The sequence below is a fragment of the Arthrobacter sp. StoSoilA2 genome (assembly GCF_019977195.1).
In the GTDB taxonomy this organism is placed as follows: Bacteria; Actinomycetota; Actinomycetes; order Actinomycetales; family Micrococcaceae; genus Arthrobacter.
Genome location: NZ_AP024643.1, coordinates 1,415,683 through 1,433,216 on the forward strand (window position 1 = coordinate 1,415,683; position 17,534 = coordinate 1,433,216).

Annotated in this window: 19 protein-coding genes; 11 read left to right on the forward strand and 8 right to left on the reverse strand. The window is 62.7% G+C overall.

Annotated elements, in window-relative coordinates; genetic code table 11:
- Together ilvA and LDN82_RS06615 are read left to right on the forward strand one after the other, a co-directional pair.
- Positions 1 to 1,239 (forward strand): threonine ammonia-lyase, encoded by a 1,239-nt coding sequence (gene ilvA, locus LDN82_RS06610; RefSeq protein WP_224091594.1) that lies wholly within the window; start codon positions 1 to 3, stop codon positions 1,237 to 1,239.
- A gap of 14 nt (positions 1,240 to 1,253) precedes the next feature.
- Positions 1,254 to 1,868 (forward strand): rhomboid family intramembrane serine protease, encoded by a 615-nt coding sequence (locus LDN82_RS06615; RefSeq protein WP_224166817.1) that lies wholly within the window; start codon positions 1,254 to 1,256, stop codon positions 1,866 to 1,868.
- A gap of 135 nt (positions 1,869 to 2,003) precedes the next feature.
- Here the strand turns inward: LDN82_RS06615 and greA are convergent, their stop codons facing one another.
- Together greA and LDN82_RS06625 are read right to left on the reverse strand one after the other, a co-directional pair.
- Complete coding sequence (greA, locus tag LDN82_RS06620; protein WP_216924913.1) at positions 2,004 to 2,498, reverse strand: transcription elongation factor GreA; 495 nt, start codon at positions 2,496 to 2,498, stop codon at positions 2,004 to 2,006.
- 151 nt (positions 2,499 to 2,649) lie between these two features.
- Entirely contained in the window at positions 2,650 to 3,108 is a 459-nt protein-coding gene (locus LDN82_RS06625; RefSeq protein WP_224166818.1) for a DUF4307 domain-containing protein, read from the reverse strand.
- A gap of 77 nt (positions 3,109 to 3,185) precedes the next feature.
- On the opposite strand from LDN82_RS06625, the gene mca reads away from it, so the two are divergent.
- The 3 genes from mca (at position 3,186) to LDN82_RS06640 (ending at position 6,640) form a co-directional block, all read left to right on the forward strand.
- Positions 3,186 to 4,091, forward strand: a complete 906-nt coding sequence (gene mca / locus LDN82_RS06630; RefSeq protein WP_224166819.1) for a mycothiol conjugate amidase Mca — start codon at positions 3,186 to 3,188, stop codon at positions 4,089 to 4,091.
- A 109-nt stretch (positions 4,092 to 4,200) separates the two neighbouring features.
- Positions 4,201 to 4,500: a hypothetical protein gene (locus tag LDN82_RS06635; RefSeq protein WP_224166820.1), complete on the forward strand. Its 300-nt coding sequence runs from the start codon at positions 4,201 to 4,203 to the stop codon at positions 4,498 to 4,500.
- Positions 4,478 to 6,640, forward strand: a complete 2,163-nt coding sequence (locus tag LDN82_RS06640; protein ID WP_224166821.1) for a thioredoxin domain-containing protein — start codon at positions 4,478 to 4,480, stop codon at positions 6,638 to 6,640. Before LDN82_RS06635 ends, LDN82_RS06640 begins: the two co-directional genes overlap by 23 nt.
- Here LDN82_RS06640 and LDN82_RS06645 read toward each other — a convergent pair.
- Entirely contained in the window at positions 6,633 to 7,274 is a 642-nt protein-coding gene (locus tag LDN82_RS06645; RefSeq protein WP_224166822.1) for a hemolysin III family protein, read from the reverse strand. The two genes, LDN82_RS06640 and LDN82_RS06645, sit on opposite strands and share 8 nt — an antisense overlap.
- Before the next feature lie 108 nt (positions 7,275 to 7,382).
- On the opposite strand from LDN82_RS06645, the gene LDN82_RS06650 reads away from it, so the two are divergent.
- Both LDN82_RS06650 and LDN82_RS06655 read left to right on the forward strand, forming a co-directional pair.
- The gene (locus tag LDN82_RS06650; protein ID WP_224091617.1) at positions 7,383 to 8,189 is read left to right on the forward strand and encodes an isoprenyl transferase; all 807 of its coding nucleotides are present in this window, start codon (positions 7,383 to 7,385) and stop codon (positions 8,187 to 8,189) included.
- A gap of 237 nt (positions 8,190 to 8,426) precedes the next feature.
- On the forward strand, positions 8,427 to 9,821 hold the full coding sequence (locus LDN82_RS06655; RefSeq protein WP_224166823.1) for a PhoH family protein: 1,395 nt from the start codon (positions 8,427 to 8,429) through the stop codon (positions 9,819 to 9,821).
- A gap of 125 nt (positions 9,822 to 9,946) precedes the next feature.
- Here LDN82_RS06655 and LDN82_RS06660 read toward each other — a convergent pair whose 3' ends face one another.
- Complete coding sequence (locus LDN82_RS06660; protein WP_224166824.1) at positions 9,947 to 10,591, reverse strand: GNAT family protein; 645 nt, start codon at positions 10,589 to 10,591, stop codon at positions 9,947 to 9,949.
- Between the two features lie 136 nt (positions 10,592 to 10,727).
- Positions 10,728 to 11,453 carry a hypothetical protein gene (locus LDN82_RS06665; RefSeq protein WP_224167482.1) on the reverse strand — a complete coding sequence of 242 codons (726 nt, stop codon included), beginning with the start codon at positions 11,451 to 11,453 and terminating at the stop codon, positions 10,728 to 10,730.
- Between the two features lie 143 nt (positions 11,454 to 11,596).
- Between LDN82_RS06665 and LDN82_RS06670 the strand changes: the two genes are divergently transcribed.
- The 3 genes from LDN82_RS06670 (at position 11,597) to LDN82_RS06680 (ending at position 13,255) form a co-directional block, all read left to right on the forward strand.
- Positions 11,597 to 12,142, forward strand: a complete 546-nt coding sequence (locus LDN82_RS06670) for an A24 family peptidase (protein WP_224166825.1) — start codon at positions 11,597 to 11,599, stop codon at positions 12,140 to 12,142.
- 194 nt (positions 12,143 to 12,336) lie between these two features.
- Positions 12,337 to 12,774, forward strand: a complete 438-nt coding sequence (locus LDN82_RS06675) for an META domain-containing protein (protein ID WP_224167483.1) — start codon at positions 12,337 to 12,339, stop codon at positions 12,772 to 12,774.
- Between the two features lie 4 nt (positions 12,775 to 12,778).
- The gene (locus LDN82_RS06680; protein WP_224166826.1) at positions 12,779 to 13,255 is read left to right on the forward strand and encodes an NUDIX domain-containing protein; all 477 of its coding nucleotides are present in this window, start codon (positions 12,779 to 12,781) and stop codon (positions 13,253 to 13,255) included.
- A 127-nt stretch (positions 13,256 to 13,382) separates the two neighbouring features.
- Here LDN82_RS06680 and LDN82_RS06685 read toward each other — a convergent pair whose 3' ends face one another.
- From LDN82_RS06685 to LDN82_RS06695, 3 genes are all read right to left on the reverse strand, one after another.
- Positions 13,383 to 14,810, reverse strand: coding sequence for a class II fumarate hydratase (locus LDN82_RS06685; protein ID WP_224166827.1), 1,428 nt, complete (start codon positions 14,808 to 14,810; stop codon positions 13,383 to 13,385).
- Positions 14,811 to 14,897: 87 nt separating this feature from the next.
- Entirely contained in the window at positions 14,898 to 15,512 is a 615-nt protein-coding gene (locus LDN82_RS06690) for a carbonic anhydrase (RefSeq protein ID WP_224091623.1), read from the reverse strand.
- Between the two features lie 56 nt (positions 15,513 to 15,568).
- Positions 15,569 to 16,252 (reverse strand): DUF4245 domain-containing protein, encoded by a 684-nt coding sequence (locus LDN82_RS06695; RefSeq protein WP_224166828.1) that lies wholly within the window; start codon positions 16,250 to 16,252, stop codon positions 15,569 to 15,571.
- A 200-nt stretch (positions 16,253 to 16,452) separates the two neighbouring features.
- On the opposite strand from LDN82_RS06695, the gene glpX reads away from it, so the two are divergent.
- A complete protein-coding gene (gene glpX, locus LDN82_RS06700) occupies positions 16,453 to 17,475 on the forward strand; it encodes a class II fructose-bisphosphatase (protein ID WP_216924934.1) in 1,023 nt (340 codons plus the stop codon).
- The last annotated feature ends 59 nt before the right edge of the window (positions 17,476 to 17,534 follow it).

The window sequence follows — 17,534 nt, forward strand, 5'->3', positions numbered from 1 at the left end:
GTGAATACCCTCGATACCCTGCCCGTCACGCTGGACGATGTCCTCAAGGCGCAGGAGCTGCTCGAGGGCATTATTACCAAGACTCCAGTGGAGTCGTCCCGTGCGCTGGGCAGCCTCGTGGGCGGCAATGTCTTCTTCAAATGCGAGAACCTGCAGCGTGCCGGATCCTTCAAGGTCCGCGGCGCCTACGTACGGATGGCACGCCTGACTGATGCCGAAAAGAAGCGCGGAGTGGTGGCTGCCTCTGCAGGCAACCACGCCCAGGGCGTAGCCGTAGCCGCAAAGAGCCTTGGCATCAACGCGCGCATCTATATGCCGCTCGGTGTCGCGCTGCCCAAGCTTGCAGCAACGCGCAGCCATGGCGCCGAAGTCATCCTTCACGGCCACAACGTGGATGAGGCTTTGGCTGAAGCCCAGCGCTACGCCAACGAAACAGGCGCAGTCTTTGTGCACCCCTTTGACAACGTGGACGTCGTCGCCGGCCAGGGCACCATCGGACTGGAGATCCTGGACCAGATCCCCAACGTGGACACCATCCTCATGGGGGTCGGCGGCGGCGGACTGCTTGCAGGCGTTGCAGTGGCCATCAAGGCACGGGCCAAAGAGCTCGGCCGCGAGATCCGCGTCATCGGAGTGCAGGCCGAAAACGCGGCCGCTTATCCTCCGTCCCTCGCTGCGGACGCCCTGGTGCCGCTGAAAAAGGTTTCGACCATGGCTGATGGCATCGCAGTAGGCCGGCCGGGGCAACTTCCTTTCAGCATCATCCGCGAGCTCGTGGACGATGTTGTGACCGTGAGCGAAGATTCCCTTGCCCGGGCCCTGATCTTCCTGCTGGAACGGGCCAAGATGGTCGTGGAGCCGGCAGGCGCGGTGGGAGTAGCCGCCCTGATGGATGGCAAGATCGAAAACCCGGGGAACACCGCCGTCGTGCTTTCCGGCGGCAACATCGATCCGATGCTGATGCTCAAGGTCATCCAGCGCGGTCTGTCGGCTGCGGGCCGGTTCATGACGGTTCGAATGATGCTGGACGACCGCCCGGGCTCACTGGCGACGATCGCCCGCATCATTGCCGAAAACGACGCCAACGTCACAGGCCTGGACCACACGCGCCTGGGTGGTTCCATCAGCATGGGCGATGTCTCCATCACCATCAACCTGGAAACGAAGGGCCACGAACATGGCGAGCAGGTCCTCGGCGCCTTGAGGGCCGAAGGCTTCCAGCCGATCGTGGTGCACTGACGGGAGTCGCGGACATGGTGCTCGAAACGCCTGATGGATCCAAGGCCGAGGCCAAGGAGACACTCGCGGGCCGAGCCAAGGGCGGCCTGCTGTTCATGGGCAGCTTCGTGATCCTGCTGTACGTCATCGAGTTCCTGAACACGCTGATGAGGCATGGCCTTAACGGTACTTTCGGGCTTCGTTCCCGCAGCATGGACGGAGTGCTGGACATCCTGACGTTCCCGCTGCTGCATGCGAACCTCAACCACTTGCTGTCCAACACCCTGCCTCTCATCATCTTCGGTTTCCTGGTTTTCCTGGCCGGTATCAGGGTCTTCCTCACAGCCTTGGCCTTCAGCTGGCTGGGTTCAGGCCTGATGGTATGGCTGATTGGTGGAGGAGGAGTCACGGTGGGGGCGTCAGGGCTGGTCTTCGGGTTCTTCGCGTTCCTGCTGGTCAGGGGATTCTTCAACAGGAACTGGTGGCAGATTCTGCTGTCCGTGGTCCTCTTCATGGCGTACGGCAGCATCCTCTTCGGGGTGCTGCCCACCGTCATGGGCTTTATTTCGTGGCAGGCCCATTTGGGTGGGGCCATTGGAGGGATTATCGCGGCCCTCCTGTTGCGTCCGAAGTCCAAGCTCGCAGCCTGAGCCAACTAGGTCGCAGCAGAGCGCGTTTTGAACGCCCAAAACGCGCTCAACTGCGACCTAGTTGGGGAGGCAGGCACGAAAAACGCCGGCCCACCCTGTGAAGGGGTGGACCGGCGTCGGGCTTTTTCGCGCTGCCTAGGCGACGTACGGCTTGGCGGAAACGATCTCCACCGGAATTTCCTTGCCGTTGGGGGCGGTGTAGCTGAGCTTGTCGCCCTCCTTGTGGCCGATGATGGCGGCACCGAGCGGAGACTTCTCGCTGAAGACATCGAGGTCGGAGTCGCCGGCGATCTCGCGGGAGCCGAGCAGGAACGTCTCTTCGTCCCCGGCGATGCGGGCAACAACCAACATGCCAGGTTCTACGATTCCGTCATCGGCAGGAGCTTCGCCCACCTGGGCATCGCGCAGGAGCGCGGTGAGCTGACGGATGCGGGCTTCAATCTTGCCCTGCTCTTCCTTGGCTGCGTGGTATCCGCCGTTTTCCTTGAGGTCGCCTTCCTGGCGGGCGGCTTCGATCTTCTGGACGATTTCCGCCCGGCCAGCGCCGGAAAGGTGGTCCAGCTCAGCCTTCAAGCGGTCGAAAGCTTCCTGGGTAAGCCAAGCTGCTGTGGCGCTGTTGGTGGTAGACACGGATTTCTCCTCTTGATCTGACAAAGCAAAGACCCCGCCGAGGTGGCCACTCGTGAAACTCAGTAACCAACTTAACGGGGTGAAGGTTTCATCCATTGTAGTAAATCCTCTGGACGAACCCAAACTGGTTGAGTTGTGGGTCACACGATTGTTATTTCCCGCTGTCCACGATCCAGCAATTATCCACTACTCCGGAGACGGCAGGGGACTCGGTTCTCAACACTGTGCGTTGGGCTGTTGTGCTGCCGCCATCGGCACCGTCCTTGGGGTCATTGGGGCCGATCTCAACCACTTTCCAGCCCACCACGGCAAACTTCGAATCCATGGCCTTCACGGCGCATTTGGCCGTGGCTCCCGGGTATTTAGTGACCTGGTAATCTACCTCGGCCCGTGTGCCATCCACAGTGCTGTAGCCGATGTCCTTGAAGGTCACGGGGGCTTGTGCCGAGGACGTTGCCACCCATGCTGAGAACACAATTCCAAGGACCAGGGCCACGATGACGATGTTCCGCTTCGATGTGCGGGTCAAGCCGCGCTTTTGACCACCGTAGCGATTGGCTAGGCTGTTGCTTGCCGGTAGTTCGTTGGCCAATTGGTCCTCTGAAGTCACCTATCCAGTTTAGTGCGGATCCCGGCGCCTCCTGCACAGTCCTGATTTCGCACCATCCATGAAAGAGGAGCCGTCAAGTGACAGCGTCCAGCAGTTCCGAGCAGCAGCTGCGGCTGCTCGCCGTCCACGCTCATCCGGACGATGAATCCAGCAAGGGTGCAGCCACCATGGCGATGTATGCCGCTGCAGGAGTAGACGTCATGGTCGCTACCTGCACTGATGGATCCAGAGGGGATATCCAGAACCCTGGCATGGTGGACGCTCCGCACCCCAAGCGCGACATGGCAGGTGCCCGCCGCTTGGAAATGGCGAGTGCGGCCGCCGTGCTTGGGATTCGGCAGCGATGGCTTGGCTTTGTGGACTCCGGCCTGCCCGAGGGCGATCCCCTTCCACCGCTTCCCCCGGGATGCTTTGCCCTGCAGCCATTGGAGCGTGCCACGGCACCGCTGGTCCGTCTGGTCCGCGACTTCAAGCCGCACGTCATCATCAGCTATGACGAAAACGGTGGCTATCCGCACCCGGACCACATCATGGCCCACAAGGTTGCCGTCGAGGCGTTTGAGGCAGCGGGTGACGCCGCGCGCTACCCGGGAACAGGGGAGCCGTGGGCGCCCAGCAAGCTCTACTACGACCGTGCCTTCAGCCCGGAGCGCTTCCGCGCGCTGCACTTTGCGCTGGAAGAGGCTGGGCTGCAGTCGCCCTATGCTGAGCGGCTGGCGGCATGGCTTGAGGCAGACGCCGAGGGCCACACTCCTCCCGCTCCCGCGCACCAGACCACCACGCAAGTGGACTGTGGCGACTTCTTCGAGGCCCGCGATGACGCTCTTCGGGCGCACCGGACACAGATCGATCCGATGGGTTTCTTCTTTGCGGTCTCACCTGACCTGCAGCGGAAGGTATGGCCGTGGGAGGACTACACGCTGATCAAGTCCAGGGTGTCCAGCGATCTACCCGAAAAGGATCTGTTTGCGGGGATAAGATAGGTATTGCCATCAGTTTCTATCGTTTGTAGAAATCGGCGGCGGCCATCGAACAGCCCAGTTCCACGCTGAAGCCAACCGACATGCATCAGCTCCCGTAGAAGGTTTGAACGTGCACCACTTGATCCTCGCCTTGACCGTCAGTCCGTCGCCGGACCCCACCGGGACGCTGCGGCCTGGCCTGTCCGAGGACCAGGTGACGCCCGGAACCTGGGGCTTCGTCCTCACGGCCTTCATCGTGATCCTCACGACGTTCCTCATCGTGGACATGGTTCGCCGTATCCGCCGGGTTCGGTACCGTGCGCAGGTTGAGGAGGCGCGCTTGGCTGCGGAAGGCGGAACCCTTGATAGTGCGGGCGGCGACGCCGGCACCACGGATGAGAACGGCGATGCCGCTCCCGGAAGCCGCTAACCCACGCGGAAACAACTGGCCCGGGGCTGCGAATGTCCTGGGTTCGGAGCCCTCTGCCTATTTGCGCCAACACGCAGGTAACCCGGTCTTCTGGCGTCCTTTCGGCGACGAAGCGTTTGCCCTTGCCGCTGCCCGGGATGTCCCCGTCTTCCTCTCCATCGGATATGCGGCCTGCCACTGGTGCCACGTCATGGCCCATGAGTCCTTTGAGGACCAGGAAACTGCGGACTACCTCAATGCGCACTTCGTGCCCGTCAAAGTGGATCGCGAAGAACGGCCGGACGTCGATTCCGTCTACATGACGGCCACGCAGGCCATCAGTGGTGAGGGCGGCTGGCCAATGTCCGTTTTCCTGACGCCGGAGGGCCTGGCCTTCCATGCGGGCACGTACTTCCCGCCCGTACCCTTGCCTGGCCGGCCGTCCTTCCGGAATGTGCTTGAAGCGGTCCATGAGGCGTGGGTTGAACGCCGCGAAGCTGTTGAACAGAACGCGAGGGGACTGGCCACGAACATGGCCAACGCCCAGCTGTCCTCTGCCGTTCGGCTTGACGGGCCGCCCGAGGTGGTGGATGCCCAGCTGCTTTCAGATGCAGTAAGGGTTTTGGCCCGCTCTGAAGACCCCGACGCCGGCGGGTTCGGCAGCGCTCCCAAGTTTCCGCCGTCGGCGGTTCTTGAGTTCCTGATCCGCCACGCAGCGGCGGCCCTGTCGGAGACTGCGGAGGATGCGCAGGACATGGCTGGGCGTGCGCTGGCCGGAATGGCACGTTCGGCATTGTGCGACCAACTCGACGGCGGTTTCGCCCGGTACTCGGTCACGGCGGATTGGTCCGTGCCGCACTTCGAGAAGATGCTCTACGACAACGCCCAGCTTCTGCGCGTCTATGCCCACTGGGTGCGGCTTGGAGGCAATGAGGTGTTCCCGGCTGAGGAAGCGGCGGACGTAGCGTCCGGGTGCGCGGACTGGATGCTGGCCTCCCTGGGGCTGCCTGGGGGTGGCCTGGCTTCGTCGCTGGACGCCGATACGGTGGTGGACGGTGTGCACCACGAGGGCGGATCGTACCTCTGGACGCCGGGGTCGTTGCATGAGGTCCTCGGCCCCGCTGATGGCCAGGACGTGGCCCGCATGATGAATGTTGGCGCCCAGGGGACCGTCTCGGAATTGGGTTCGCCGCTGCATCCCGGACGGCCCTTATCCGCCTCAGAGTCCAGGCTCTGGCAGCGGGTGAGGCCTGCACTCCTGGCTGCCCGCGATCTCCGGAACCAGCCTGCGCGGGACGAGAAGGTCGTGGCCGGCTGGAACGGGCTCGCGATAGCGGGCCTTGCCGAGGCGGGAGGCGTACTGGACCGCCCGGATCTCGTGGCTGCCGCCGGGGAGGTTGCTGCCTATCTTGAGAGGGTGCATTGGAATGCCGAAGACGGGCTGCTGGTCCGGGTCTCGCACGATTCCAAGGCCCGTGGCATCGGGGGACTCCTGGAAGACTACGCGTTCTGCGCAGAGGGCCTGTTTTCCCTGTACTCGGTTACGGGGACAAAGCACTGGTACCGTCTTGCGGAACAACTCATCCGGGCCGCTGAAACGCGTTTTGTGGACGACGGACACCTTGCTGATTCGGCGGGGGAGTCAGCGCAGGTGTTCAACGCCCAGGGGCAGCGTGCTGCCCTGGATCCGTTCGACAATGCCACGCCCAGCGGGGCAGCCGGGTTTGCTGGGGTACTGCTGACGTATTCGGCGTACTCGGGCTCGCACGCGCACCGGCTCATGGCCGGGAACATCCTGGGCCTGCTCCCTCCGCTGGCCACACGCGCACCCCGGGTTGCCGGTTGGCTCCTTGCTACGGGGCAGGCGGCGCTGGCGGGTCCGGTGGAGGCCGCCATCGCTGGTTCCGACTCATCCCTGCGGCAGGAACTGCACGGCGCGCTCTTGAAGTCCGCCAGCCCGGGCATGGTGGTTGCCGTTCAAATGGACGACGCCGGGTCCCCGGCTGGTGAGGGTGAGGTTCCGTTGCTGATTCATCGCACGGGTGCGCCAGATGGCTCGCCACAAGTGTATTTGTGCCGGGATATGGTGTGCGGGAGGCCCGTGGGGACTGTCGCCGAGGTGCAATCCATGCTGGCGCGGATGGCCTCCGGCGCTAGCTGAGGACGGCCATCATGATGGCAACGAAGTGGGCCGCGAACGCCAGGACAGTGAAGGCATGGAAGAGTTCGTGGAACCCAAAGTGCTGGACACTGAAATTTGGCTTCTTGATGGCGTAGAAGACCGCCCCGGCGATATAGAGGGCGCCGCCGATGCAGATGAGGGCGGCAGAGGGGGCGTTCGCTGTGAAGAACTGGGGGAGGTAAAAGAGCGCCCCGCAACCCAGCGCAATGTAGATCGGGACGTATAACCAACGCGGAGCGTCGGTCCATAGAACCCTGAACAGCACTCCGGCTATGGCAGCGGACCAGATAATCCACAGCAAGGTGACGGCCTGGGAGCGCTCCAGAAGCGACCAAGCCAGCGGCGTGTAGCTTCCGGCGATCACCAACATGATGTTCGTGTGGTCCAGGCGCTTGAGCACCAGCCTGGTCTTCGGGGACCAGTTACCGCGGTGGTAAACGGCGCTGACGCCGAACAGCAGGACGCCTGTTACCGCATAGATCGTGGAGGTGATTTTTCGGTCGGTTGTGGGGGCAAGCGCCACCAGGACGATTCCGGCCGCGAGGGCGAAAGGGGCGGCGACGGCGTGGATCCAACCGCGCCATGCGGGCTTGATAGTGAGCAGCTCGGCCATCGTTAAAGAGTAACCTTCGCTCCGGTAGGTTACTCACTAGTAACCCTGACTGGATGTGAATGCGACCCGGCCCTGCACCTGCGAGGCAGTTCGGGAAGGTAGCCTTGGATGTGCGCCGTCGTCGTAAAAGCAAGGAAGTCAGGTGAGAGTCCGGTGGAGCTGCCCGGTTTCCTCTATGGCTTCTACGAGCGCCAGCTCCTTCGCTCCCTGAAGCAGGACCGCATCCCCAGGCACATCGGTGTCATGGTGGATGGCAACCGCAGGTGGGCCCGCCAGTTCAATGCGCCAACCAGCCAGGGACACCAGGCCGGCGCGGACAAAATCCACGAATTTCTTGGCTGGTGCCAGGAGCTTGGCGTCAAGGTAGTGACGCTGTACATGCTGTCCACAGACAACATGAACCGCTCCGGCGAAGAGCTTGACCTGCTCATGGGCATCATCGCCAACACCATGGACCGGCTGGACGAGAATGAGGACGTCTCCGTGCACGCCATGGGTGCGCCAGAGCTTTTGCCGGACTACTTGGCCGAACGCCTGAACAAGCTAACGGCCCGCACTCCGGTCCACGAAAAAATCCACGTGAACGTGGCAGTGGGCTATGGCGGGCGGCGTGAAATCGTCGATGCCGTGAAAGAACTCCTCCGCGACGCCGTCGCCAAGGGGCGGACCATGTCCGACGTCGCAGATGAACTTTCGGTGGACGACATCTCAAGGTTCCTTTACACGCGCGGCCAGCCGGACCCGGACCTGGTCATCCGCACGTCCGGTGAGCAGCGGCTCTCCGGATTCCTGATGTGGCAGAGCGCCTACAGCGAGTTCTACTTCTGCGAAGCCCTCTGGCCCGCATTCCGCAAGGTCGATTTCCTCCGGGCGCTCAGGGACTATGCCGGGCGCCAACGCCGCTACGGAACCTAGGTGCGCTTCGGTTCACCAAAATTTTACGATCCGGACATGCGACTTGCCGATGACACATTACGGAAATGAATGTGCCGAGGATTACGTTAATCCCATCAGCAGGCAAAACCGCCCGCTGATCGGGGAGGCCAGTAGATGGAGCGAACTATCGCACCAGTTACATGGGAGGCCACGCCCGGCCTTCCGGCCGAGCCGCTTCACCATTAGGCCGGGCGACCGCCCGGGGCTGGAGTCGATGTGGCTATTTCTGAGCAACTGCCCGCAATGGTTTCCGACGGGGAAAGTGCAGCTACCTCTCGCGCCAAGAGGGGCTCACAAAAAGCGCGGACCGCACCATCCGCCACAGGCCGCAGCTATGTGATCGATACATCCGTGTTGCTCTCGGATCCGCACGCATTGCTGCGCTTCGCCGAGCACGAGGTCATCGTCCCGATCGTGGTCATCAGTGAACTGGAAGGCAAACGCCACGATCCCGAACTCGGGTATTTTGCCCGCAAAGCCTTGCGCCTACTGGACGACCTCCGCATTGAACATGGCGGACTGGACCACGCAATACCTATCGGTGCCGACGGCGGCATGCTCCGGGTAGAGATGAACCACATTTCCACGGAGGTCCTGCCCGCAGGCTTCCGCGGAGGCGACAATGACAGCCGCATCCTCGCGGTAGCCAAGAACCTGGCCAACGAGGGCCACAACGTGACTGTGGTGTCCAAGGACCTCCCCATGCGTGTCAAAGCCTCGGCCATGGGATTGCACGCAGACGAATACCGCAACGAACTGGTCAAGGATTCCGGCTGGACCGGCATAGCCGAAGTGGAAGCCAGCGAAGACGAGATAACCACGCTGTACGGCCACGAACCCGTTTTCATCCCTTCCGCCGCTGAACTTCCCGTGAATACTGGCCTTGTTCTCCTGTCCAACCGTGGCTCGGCACTGGGCCGCGTAGGGGCCGACAAGCAAGTCCGCCTCGTCAAAGGCGACCGCGACGTGTTCGGCCTGCATGGCCGTTCGGCGGAACAACGGCTCGCCATCGACCTCCTCATGGATCCCGCAGTGGGCATTGTCTCCATCGGTGGGCGGGCCGGCACCGGCAAATCGGCCTTGGCACTCTGTGCGGGCCTCGAAGCCGTCCTGGAGCGGCGCGAACACCGCAAGGTGGTCGTCTTCCGGCCCCTCTACGCTGTAGGCGGCCAGGAACTTGGATACCTGCCCGGGTCTGAATCGGAAAAGATGAACCCTTGGGCGCAGGCCGTGTTCGACACCCTGGGCGCGTTGGTCAGCCAGGAAGTCGTGGAAGAAGTCATGGACCGCGGCATGCTCGAAGTGCTGCCTCTGACCCACATCCGCGGACGCTCACTGCACGACGCCTTCGTGATCGTGGACGAGGCCCAGTCCTTGGAGAAGAACGTCCTCCTGACGGTGATGAGCCGCATCGGCCAGAACTCCAAGATCGTCCTCACCCATGACGTCGCCCAGCGCGACAACCTCCGTGTCGGCCGGCACGACGGCGTGGCAGCCGTCGTCGAAACCCTCAAGGGACATCCGCTGTTTGGCCACATCACATTGACCCGGTCCGAGCGGTCGCCGATCGCGGCCCTGGTGACGGAACTCCTAGAAGGGGCCGAAATCTAACCCCATCGACCAGGTGCCATAGCGGCGAAGGCCAGGCATCCTCTGCGTGCTAGCTCGTTCCTCGCTTTTGACGCACGCTGCCGGATCCCTGGCCTTCGCCTTGTCAGGCGGCCCGCCGGAAGTTGCTAGATGGCTATGTATTGGGAAAAGGCTTCGTGGCCGTGGACTTTTAGGGTCCAGTTTGGGCGGATGAACGTTTCCGGGGTGAGGCGGACTCTTTGGACTTCTTCGACTTTGTCGCCCCAGCCGTCGCGGACGAGGCCGTTGAGTTCGTAGCCCAGACTCAGGGAGACGCCCAGGGATTGCTTGTTCCAGACGGCAGCCTCGGACTCCGCAACTTCCGCTTTCAGGTAGTCGAAGGCATAACTTACGACGGCGGCGCGCATCTCTTTGCCGAGGCCCTGGCCTTGCGCGGACTGCTTGAGCCAGGAGCCCGTGCCCACGGTCTTTAGCGTCTTGAAGTTCTTGGCGCCGATGTCCTGAACGCCCAGGAAGTCGTCGTTGTGCCAAACGCCAAGGAGGAGGGTCCAGGAGTCAGGCGTGAATCCGGCCCTGCAGCGCCAGTACCACTGGGCCATGTTGGGAGCGAGTTCGTCGTCCGGGAGTTCTGCCCACGGCGTGCTGAACGGGCTCTTGCCGGGCTCGTGGACGCCGGAACGGGCGGCCGCGACGGCAGCCGGGATATCGGCGTCGAGAACTGGACGGAGAGTCAGCCGGGGCGTCGTGAGCGTGAGTCCGAAGGGCGGCCAGATTTCCGTGAGCGTGGTCATCGGTGCAGCTTAGCCCGGCTGTCGAGGGCATGCGAGTCACAGGGCCGGTGCCAGCCTCATGAGTGGTGAACCCGCTAATCCGTTGTTGGCCAACCAAGGAATAGCGGGTTCACCACGTTGGCAGATCCTGGGGATGTCAGGCTGCTGGGCCGATGTCCCAGGAGATATGGCGCCGAACGTCGGTCAGGTTCATTGATTCGGCAAGGAAAAGATCGTCCAGCATGTATTCGTCAACGGCCAGAATCTTTAGCCAATGACCTTTGCCGGCCGTATCGCCGTCCAGGCTTTGGCTGGCCACGCAGACGCCCGTCCCGGCATCCACGCGGATCAGCGTCCGCCCCGGATGGGCCAAAGGTTGGGAAGGATCCAAGGGCACGTAGGTCCGGCCACGGGTAACCACCGTTTCCAGAGCCAAGCGTCCCTCATGGTCAACTTCCCGGGGCTCTTCCAGGGACACGGGATTGGAATCCGGGAACTCCAGCGGGACGGGCGCATTGCCGGCAAGTTCCACCGGATCCAGTGCTGCAGCCAGCCGTCCGTTGCCGAAGGACGGTTCACCGTATGCCGCCTCCGGGCGCCTCCGGACCAAGCCAGCGCCATCATAGACCGGGGTCACCAGGTGGGCAGGAAGCAACCATGAGCGTCGCGTCGCACTGACGTAGAAGTCGTCCCGGGAATCGTTGATGCCCGTCGTGCTGTGCAGCAGCTTTCCGTCAGGAGTCTCCAGCCGCAGCGCGCCGGGCCGCCTGAGCCATGCACGGACCAGATTGGCGCCCGTCCCGGGCCGTTCGAGGTATTCGAAACGCAGACTCGTCCATTTCCACGGGGAAGAACGGCAAAGGTTGCGGAATGTGGAGGACAAGTCCTGCTGTTGCCCGTTGTTGCCGTTGGCCGGGCCAAAACCTGTTCCGAAACCTGATCCACCTGCACTGTATCGGCCCATATCCACAGTTTACCTACGCGTTCAACCCGGCCCTTTGAGCAATCCGGGATAGCATCTGCAGGGTGATCCGACGACTCGCCGACCTCTGGGACGCCAGCCCACTGGGCTTCTGGCTGGTGGTTCTTGCCTGTGCGTACTTTGTGGTGATGGCCGTTCGCCTGACCATTATTGATATCCGGAGCCATCTGCTGCCGAACCGGATTGTCTTTCCCTCGTATGCGGTGGGCGGGGTACTGCTGCTGGGCGCTGCTGTCCTGGTGTTCTTTGGCGGCCCGGATGCTGCGCTGGATGCCTCGATGTTCGGTATCCCCGGGCTAGGAGTGCTGGCCGGTGGCGGCGTGCTGTGGCTGTTCTACTTCCTGCTCCGCCTGGTCTATCCCCCCGGTATGGGGTTTGGGGATGTGAAGCTGGCCGGAGTGCTTGGGCTCTACCTCGGCTACCTGGGGTGGGCCCATGTCTTCGCCGGCACCTTCGCTGCTTTCTTGCTCGGCGGGTTGTGGAGCCTGGTGATCCTTATGTCCAGGCGCGGAACGCTGGGTTCGGCCATCCCGTTCGGGCCCTTCATGCTCGCGGGAGCCTTGGTGAGCATGGTGCTTTTGCCTGCTTGATTCTTGCAGTCGCCACCGCAGACAACTGCGGCCGAACTGCAACGCTTCCCGTATTCTCAGCGTTCACCGGGCTGCGGCATGCTTAGCCCAGATGGTTTGATCGCTCAGGAACGCCTGAAGGGGGCCAGGGTGCAGCGGAGTGGATTTTGGCCCGTTCCGGGTGTCACAGTGGCCTGCGCATTGCTGCTCTCCGGATGCGGGCAATCGGGCAACGTTCCCGGTGCAACCCCCGGGCCCAGCATTCAACCGCTCATAACCCAGAAGCCGGAGCCTTTCTGCGAGGGCGGTCCGCTGGGTTGCTCCACGTTTACGTCGGTACACGGAAGCGATGCCACCGGAGATGTAGCCTGGCTCGGCACACGCCGCTGCAGATCAGCGCGACGCATATCAACGGGGCATGGACCCTACTGGTGAAGACGCCGTGCAACGTGCTCAATGTGGAAATCTCGGTCAAGGACGATACCTGGGCCATGCGCTCGATGGCCGCCTCTGCCATGGGCTGCCCGGAGCTTGAGGGCAGCCACGAGGCCTGGACCGCCAAGCTCTTCGAGCAACCTGTTCAATGGAAACTCAATGGCGGCGTGCTCACGTTGAGCAACCCGTATGCCACGATCGAATTGAAGGAAAACTAACTCCATGGGCGCACCGGAATTTATCCTCAAGCTTCGGGAGAAGATCGGGAATGACCCCCTGTGGTTGCCGGCGGTCAGGGGAGTGGTTTTCGACGACGATGGCCGGGTGCTGCTCTGCCAAAGGGTGGACAATCACCACTGGACGGTGATCACCGGCATCCTTGAGCCAGGCGAGCATCCCGCACCCGGGCTGGTCAGGGAAATCTTCGAGGAAACTGCGGTTGTGGCCGAAACTGAGCGGATCATCGCCGTCGGGGTTGTAGGTCCGGTGACCTTTCCGAACGGCGACATCTGCGACTTCCTGGACATCACTTTCCGCTGCAGATATGTTTCCGGCGAAGCCCAGGTAAACGATGATGAATCGATCGCCGTCGGATGGTTTGGCCTGGATGAACTGCCTGACATGAGCGAGGGAAACCTTCAAGCCATCAGGCTTGCCACGGAGCCCGAAGGCCCCGTGGCGTACCAGGTGGAGGACTAAACTATGTGGCGCCGGTGTCAGCCGGTGCCCGCCCGGGCTCCTGCCCATGGCCCGGGAACGCCAACGGCCGGCACCTTTTCGAAGAAAGGTGCCGGCCGCCGTCGTGCTTTGGGTTTTAGGCCAAACGTCAGGCCTTGTGCGCCGGGGACGTCATGGTGGTGACGTCCAGGGCCTTGTCGAGTTCTGCCTCGGAGACCTTGCCGTCGCCTTCACCCACGAAGCCAAGCTTCTCCGTTGCCTGGCGGATGGTGAGGCCCTCCTTGACGGCGATCTTGGCAATCTTGGCGGCGTTCTCGTAGCCAATGAACTTGTTCAGCGGCGTCACGATGGACGGGGATGCCTCAGCCAGGAAGCGGGCGCGCTCCACGTTGGCGGTGATCCCGTCGATCATCTTGTCGGCCATCACGCGGCTGGTGTTGGCCAGCAGGCGGATGGACTCCAGGAGGTTGGCGGCCATGACGGGGATGCCTACGTTGAGTTCGAAGGCGCCGTTGGTGCCGGACCATGCGATCGCGGTGTCGTTGCCGATAACCTGGGCGCACACCATGATGGAGGCTTCGCAGATAACGGGGTTGACCTTGCCCGGCATGATCGAGGAGCCCGGCTGAAGGTCCGGGATGGCGATCTCGCCGAGGCCCGTGTTGGGGCCCGAACCCATCCAGCGGAGGTCGTTGTTGATCTTCATGAAGGAGATCGCGATGTTGCGCAGCTGGCTGGAGCCCTCGATGAGGCCGTCGCGGTTTGCCTGTGCTTCGAAGTGGTCGCGGGCCTCGGTCAGCGGCAGGCCGGTGTCGGCTGCGAGCAATTCGATGACGCGCTCCGGGAAACCGGCAGGAGTGTTGATGCCGGTGCCAACAGCGGTGCCTCCAAGGGGGACCTCGGCGACGCGGGGGAGTGCTGCGTTGATGCGCTCGATGCCGTAACGGACCTGGGCGGCGTAGCCACCGAACTCCTGGCCGAGCATCACCGGTGTGGCATCCATGAGGTGCGTGCGGCCGGACTTGACGACGTCCTTGAACTCCACGGCCTTACGGTCCAGGGAATCGGCCAGGTATTCCAGGGCCGGGATCAGGTCATTGATCAGGGCCGAGGTGGCGGCAACGTGCACGGACGTCGGGAACACATCGTTGGAGGACTGCGAAGCGTTCACGTGGTCGTTGGGGTGGACCACTTTGTCGCTGCCCGCAGCTGCGAGGGCACGCGAAGCGAGCTCTGCGATGACCTCGTTGGTGTTCATGTTGGAGGAAGTGCCCGAGCCGGTCTGGAAGACGTCAATCGGGAAGTCGCCGTCGTACTTGCCGGTCGCTACCTCATCGGCAGCTGCGGCGATGGCCTCGGCGAGCTCACCATCGAGCACCCCCAGTTCGGCGTTCGCCAGTGCAGCGGCCTTCTTGACGCGTGCAAGGGCTTCGATGTGAGTGCGCTCAAGCGTCTTGCCGGAGATGGGGAAGTTCTCCACAGCACGCTGCGTCTGGGCGCGGTACAGGGCGTTCACGGGGACGCGAACTTCGCCCATCGTGTCATGTTCAATACGGAACTCAGTGGTGGAAGTCATGGGGCTAGCTTAGGGCGACTTAATGGTTCACAGAAAACCAGGAATGGAGTGCTACGTGCTCCGGCCTGACGACCGGAGCACGGCCGGCTAGAGCTTGCCGATCCCGGAAACGAGGGCCGCGCGGCCCTCATCGAGCTTGTAGGACAGACCCACGACGGCGACGCGGCCGTCGTCGATGGCGTCGGAAATCACACGCGAACTGTCGGCCAGCCGGGCCGCCGTTTGCTTGACGTGCTCCACCACCATGTCGTTGACGTCTTCCTGGTCATTGCGCTTGGCCGTCAATACCGACGGCGTGATGCGTTCCACCAGGTCACGAATGAACCCAATTGGCATCTCACCCGTTTCCACCGCGGCCTTGGTGGCCTTCACGGCTCCACAGCTGTCGTGGCCGAGAATGACGATCAGTGGAACACGGAGTTCGGCAATGCTGTATTCAAGCGAACCAAGGACGGCGTCATCAATCACCTGCCCCGCCGTGCGAACCACGAAGGCGTCGCCCAAGCCGAGATCGAAGATGATTTCTGCGGCAAGCCTGGAATCCGAGCAACCGAAGATGACGGCAAAGGGATTCTGGTTCTCCACCAGGGAGGAGCGTCGCGATGCATCCTGGTTGGGGTGCAGGGATTCACCGGAAACAAAACGTTCATTGCCCTCTTGGAGGCGGCGCCAAGCAAGGGCGGGAGTCAGATAGGTAGGCACCTGATTACTTTACGGCCCGGAGGCGGCGGCTCGTAAAACTGTTGCGCTGCGTGTGCTTATGAGGTCGGCGCTGCAGAGGCCGAAGCTGCAGCGGCCTGGTCCGCGGACTTAACCACAGCGGCGGCGAGGGAAGCGAACTCTTCAAGGTTCGCCGTGCCGCTGAGAATGATGGTGGTTCCGCGGTAGTCGAGCACCATGCTGCGCTTGTCCTTGCCGGAATCGTGGAGCTCCCAGTCCTGGCCACCGGCGTTACGGGTGCCGGTCAGGGGCAGGTTACCTGTCTGCTGGAGGACCCACGTGGGATTCGCCTTGTTGGTCTGGGTGAGGCCGATGAAGGACTCCTTGGGAGTCAGGTAACCAACTTCCCAAGTGGGCACGCCCGTTCCGGTGCCGGATTCCCAGCGGGCGTAGTTCGGCTTGAATGTGTCGCCGGTTTCCGGCGTGACAGGTGTGAATCCCGCCACATCGGCAGCGTTGCGGGCTATGGAAGCAACGTCAACGGCGGGCCGAAAGCCCTCACCCTTGGGTGCAGGGTTCATCAACACAATGGGAAGGAATGCGAGGACACACAGCACCAGCGCAATGATCATGCCAATGACGGAGGCATTGGCCCGCTTGGCGGCTTTTGCCGGAATGACGGGTTTATAGGGGGCATCCACAGCGTCCGGGACGCTGCCGGGGTTTGCCTCTGCAGCCTGGGGCTGGTTGCCGGCGGCGGGCTTGTCCTGCGTTTCACTCACACCTCCATAGTCCCTCATCCCGGCTATGAACACACAACCGGGAACCTCACCACAGGAACTGCCCGCCGTGGTCATCCAGCGACTCCAAACGCATGCGGCGACTATGATCGTTCATAGAGGGACCCCAGGTTGCCTCGTGCAACCGTGTCCGGTCCCGTGAATCGTCACTCGAAGAAGAGGTTCAAGTGTCTCCTGCACCAATGACCCAGCAGTATTCCACGATTTCGCCGTCGCTCGCCGTCGGCACCGACGAACCCGACCGCAACCTGGCGCTGGAACTCGTCCGTGTCACCGAGGCCGCGGCAATTGCCGGTGGCCACTGGGTAGGTTTCGGCGACAAGAACAAGGCAGACGGCGCCGCCGTCGACGCCATGCGTTCGTTCCTTCACACCGTCCACTTCAATGGAGTCGTGGTCATCGGTGAAGGCGAAAAAGACGAAGCCCCCATGTTGTTCAATGGCGAGCAGGTTGGTGACGGCACCGGTCCCGAGTGCGACGTCGCGGTGGACCCCATCGACGGAACCCGCCTGACCGCCCTCGGCATCAACAACGCCCTGGCCGTCCTGGCAGTAGCCGAGCGCGGCTCCATGTTCGATCCGTCCGCGGTCTTCTACATGGAAAAGCTGGTCACAGGCCCCGAAGCTGCCGACATGGTGGACCTGCGCCTGCCCGTGAAGCAGAACCTGCACCTGATCGCCAAGGCCAAGGGCGTCAAGGTCAACCAGCTCAACGTCATGATCCTGGACCGCGACCGGCACCGCCCGCTCGTGGAGGAAATCCGCGAAGCCGGTGCACGCACCAAGTTCATCATGGACGGCGACGTCGCAGGTGCCATCGCCGCAGCCCGGTCCGGAACCGGCGTGGACGCACTGATGGGCATCGGCGGAACCCCCGAAGGCATCGTTGCCGCATGCGCCATCAAGTCCCTCGGCGGTGTTATCCAAGGCCGCCTGTGGCCCACGTCGGACGACGAAAAGCAGAAGGCCATTGACGCCGGACACGACCTCGACCGCGTCCTTTCCACCAACGACCTCGTCACCTCGGACAACTGCTACTTCGCAGCCACCGGTATCACCGACGGCGACCTCCTCCGCGGCGTTCGCTACCAGAAGGACCGCGTCCTGACGCAGTCCATCGTGATGCGTTCCAAGTCCGGCACGGTGCGCTTCGTTGATGCTGAGCACCACGCATCCAAGTGGGAGACGTACGCGCGCAAGCCGTAACCTTCCCTTGGCGTAACGCGCCTTTGGACGCAAATAGCGCCCCATCGCTCTGCGGCTAT

Excerpts from the sequence above, each read along its gene's own strand:
- LDN82_RS06615 (WP_224166817.1), top strand. The coding sequence starts at position 1,254 with ATGGTGCTCGAAACGCCTGATGGATCCAAGGCCGAGGCCAAGGAGACA.
- LDN82_RS06640 (WP_224166821.1), top strand. The coding sequence starts at position 4,478 with ATGCCGCTCCCGGAAGCCGCTAACCCACGCGGAAACAACTGGCCCGGG.
- LDN82_RS06645 (WP_224166822.1), bottom strand. The coding sequence starts at position 7,274 with ATGGCCGAGCTGCTCACTATCAAGCCCGCATGGCGCGGTTGGATCCAC.
- LDN82_RS06650 (WP_224091617.1), top strand. The coding sequence starts at position 7,383 with ATGTGCGCCGTCGTCGTAAAAGCAAGGAAGTCAGGTGAGAGTCCGGTG.
- LDN82_RS06660 (WP_224166824.1), bottom strand. The coding sequence starts at position 10,591 with ATGACCACGCTCACGGAAATCTGGCCGCCCTTCGGACTCACGCTCACG.
- LDN82_RS06675 (WP_224167483.1), top strand. The coding sequence starts at position 12,337 with ATGCGGGCAATCGGGCAACGTTCCCGGTGCAACCCCCGGGCCCAGCAT.
- LDN82_RS06680 (WP_224166826.1), top strand. The coding sequence starts at position 12,779 with ATGGGCGCACCGGAATTTATCCTCAAGCTTCGGGAGAAGATCGGGAAT.
- LDN82_RS06685 (WP_224166827.1), bottom strand. The coding sequence starts at position 14,810 with ATGACTTCCACCACTGAGTTCCGTATTGAACATGACACGATGGGCGAA.
- glpX (WP_216924934.1), top strand. The coding sequence starts at position 16,453 with ATGACCCAGCAGTATTCCACGATTTCGCCGTCGCTCGCCGTCGGCACC.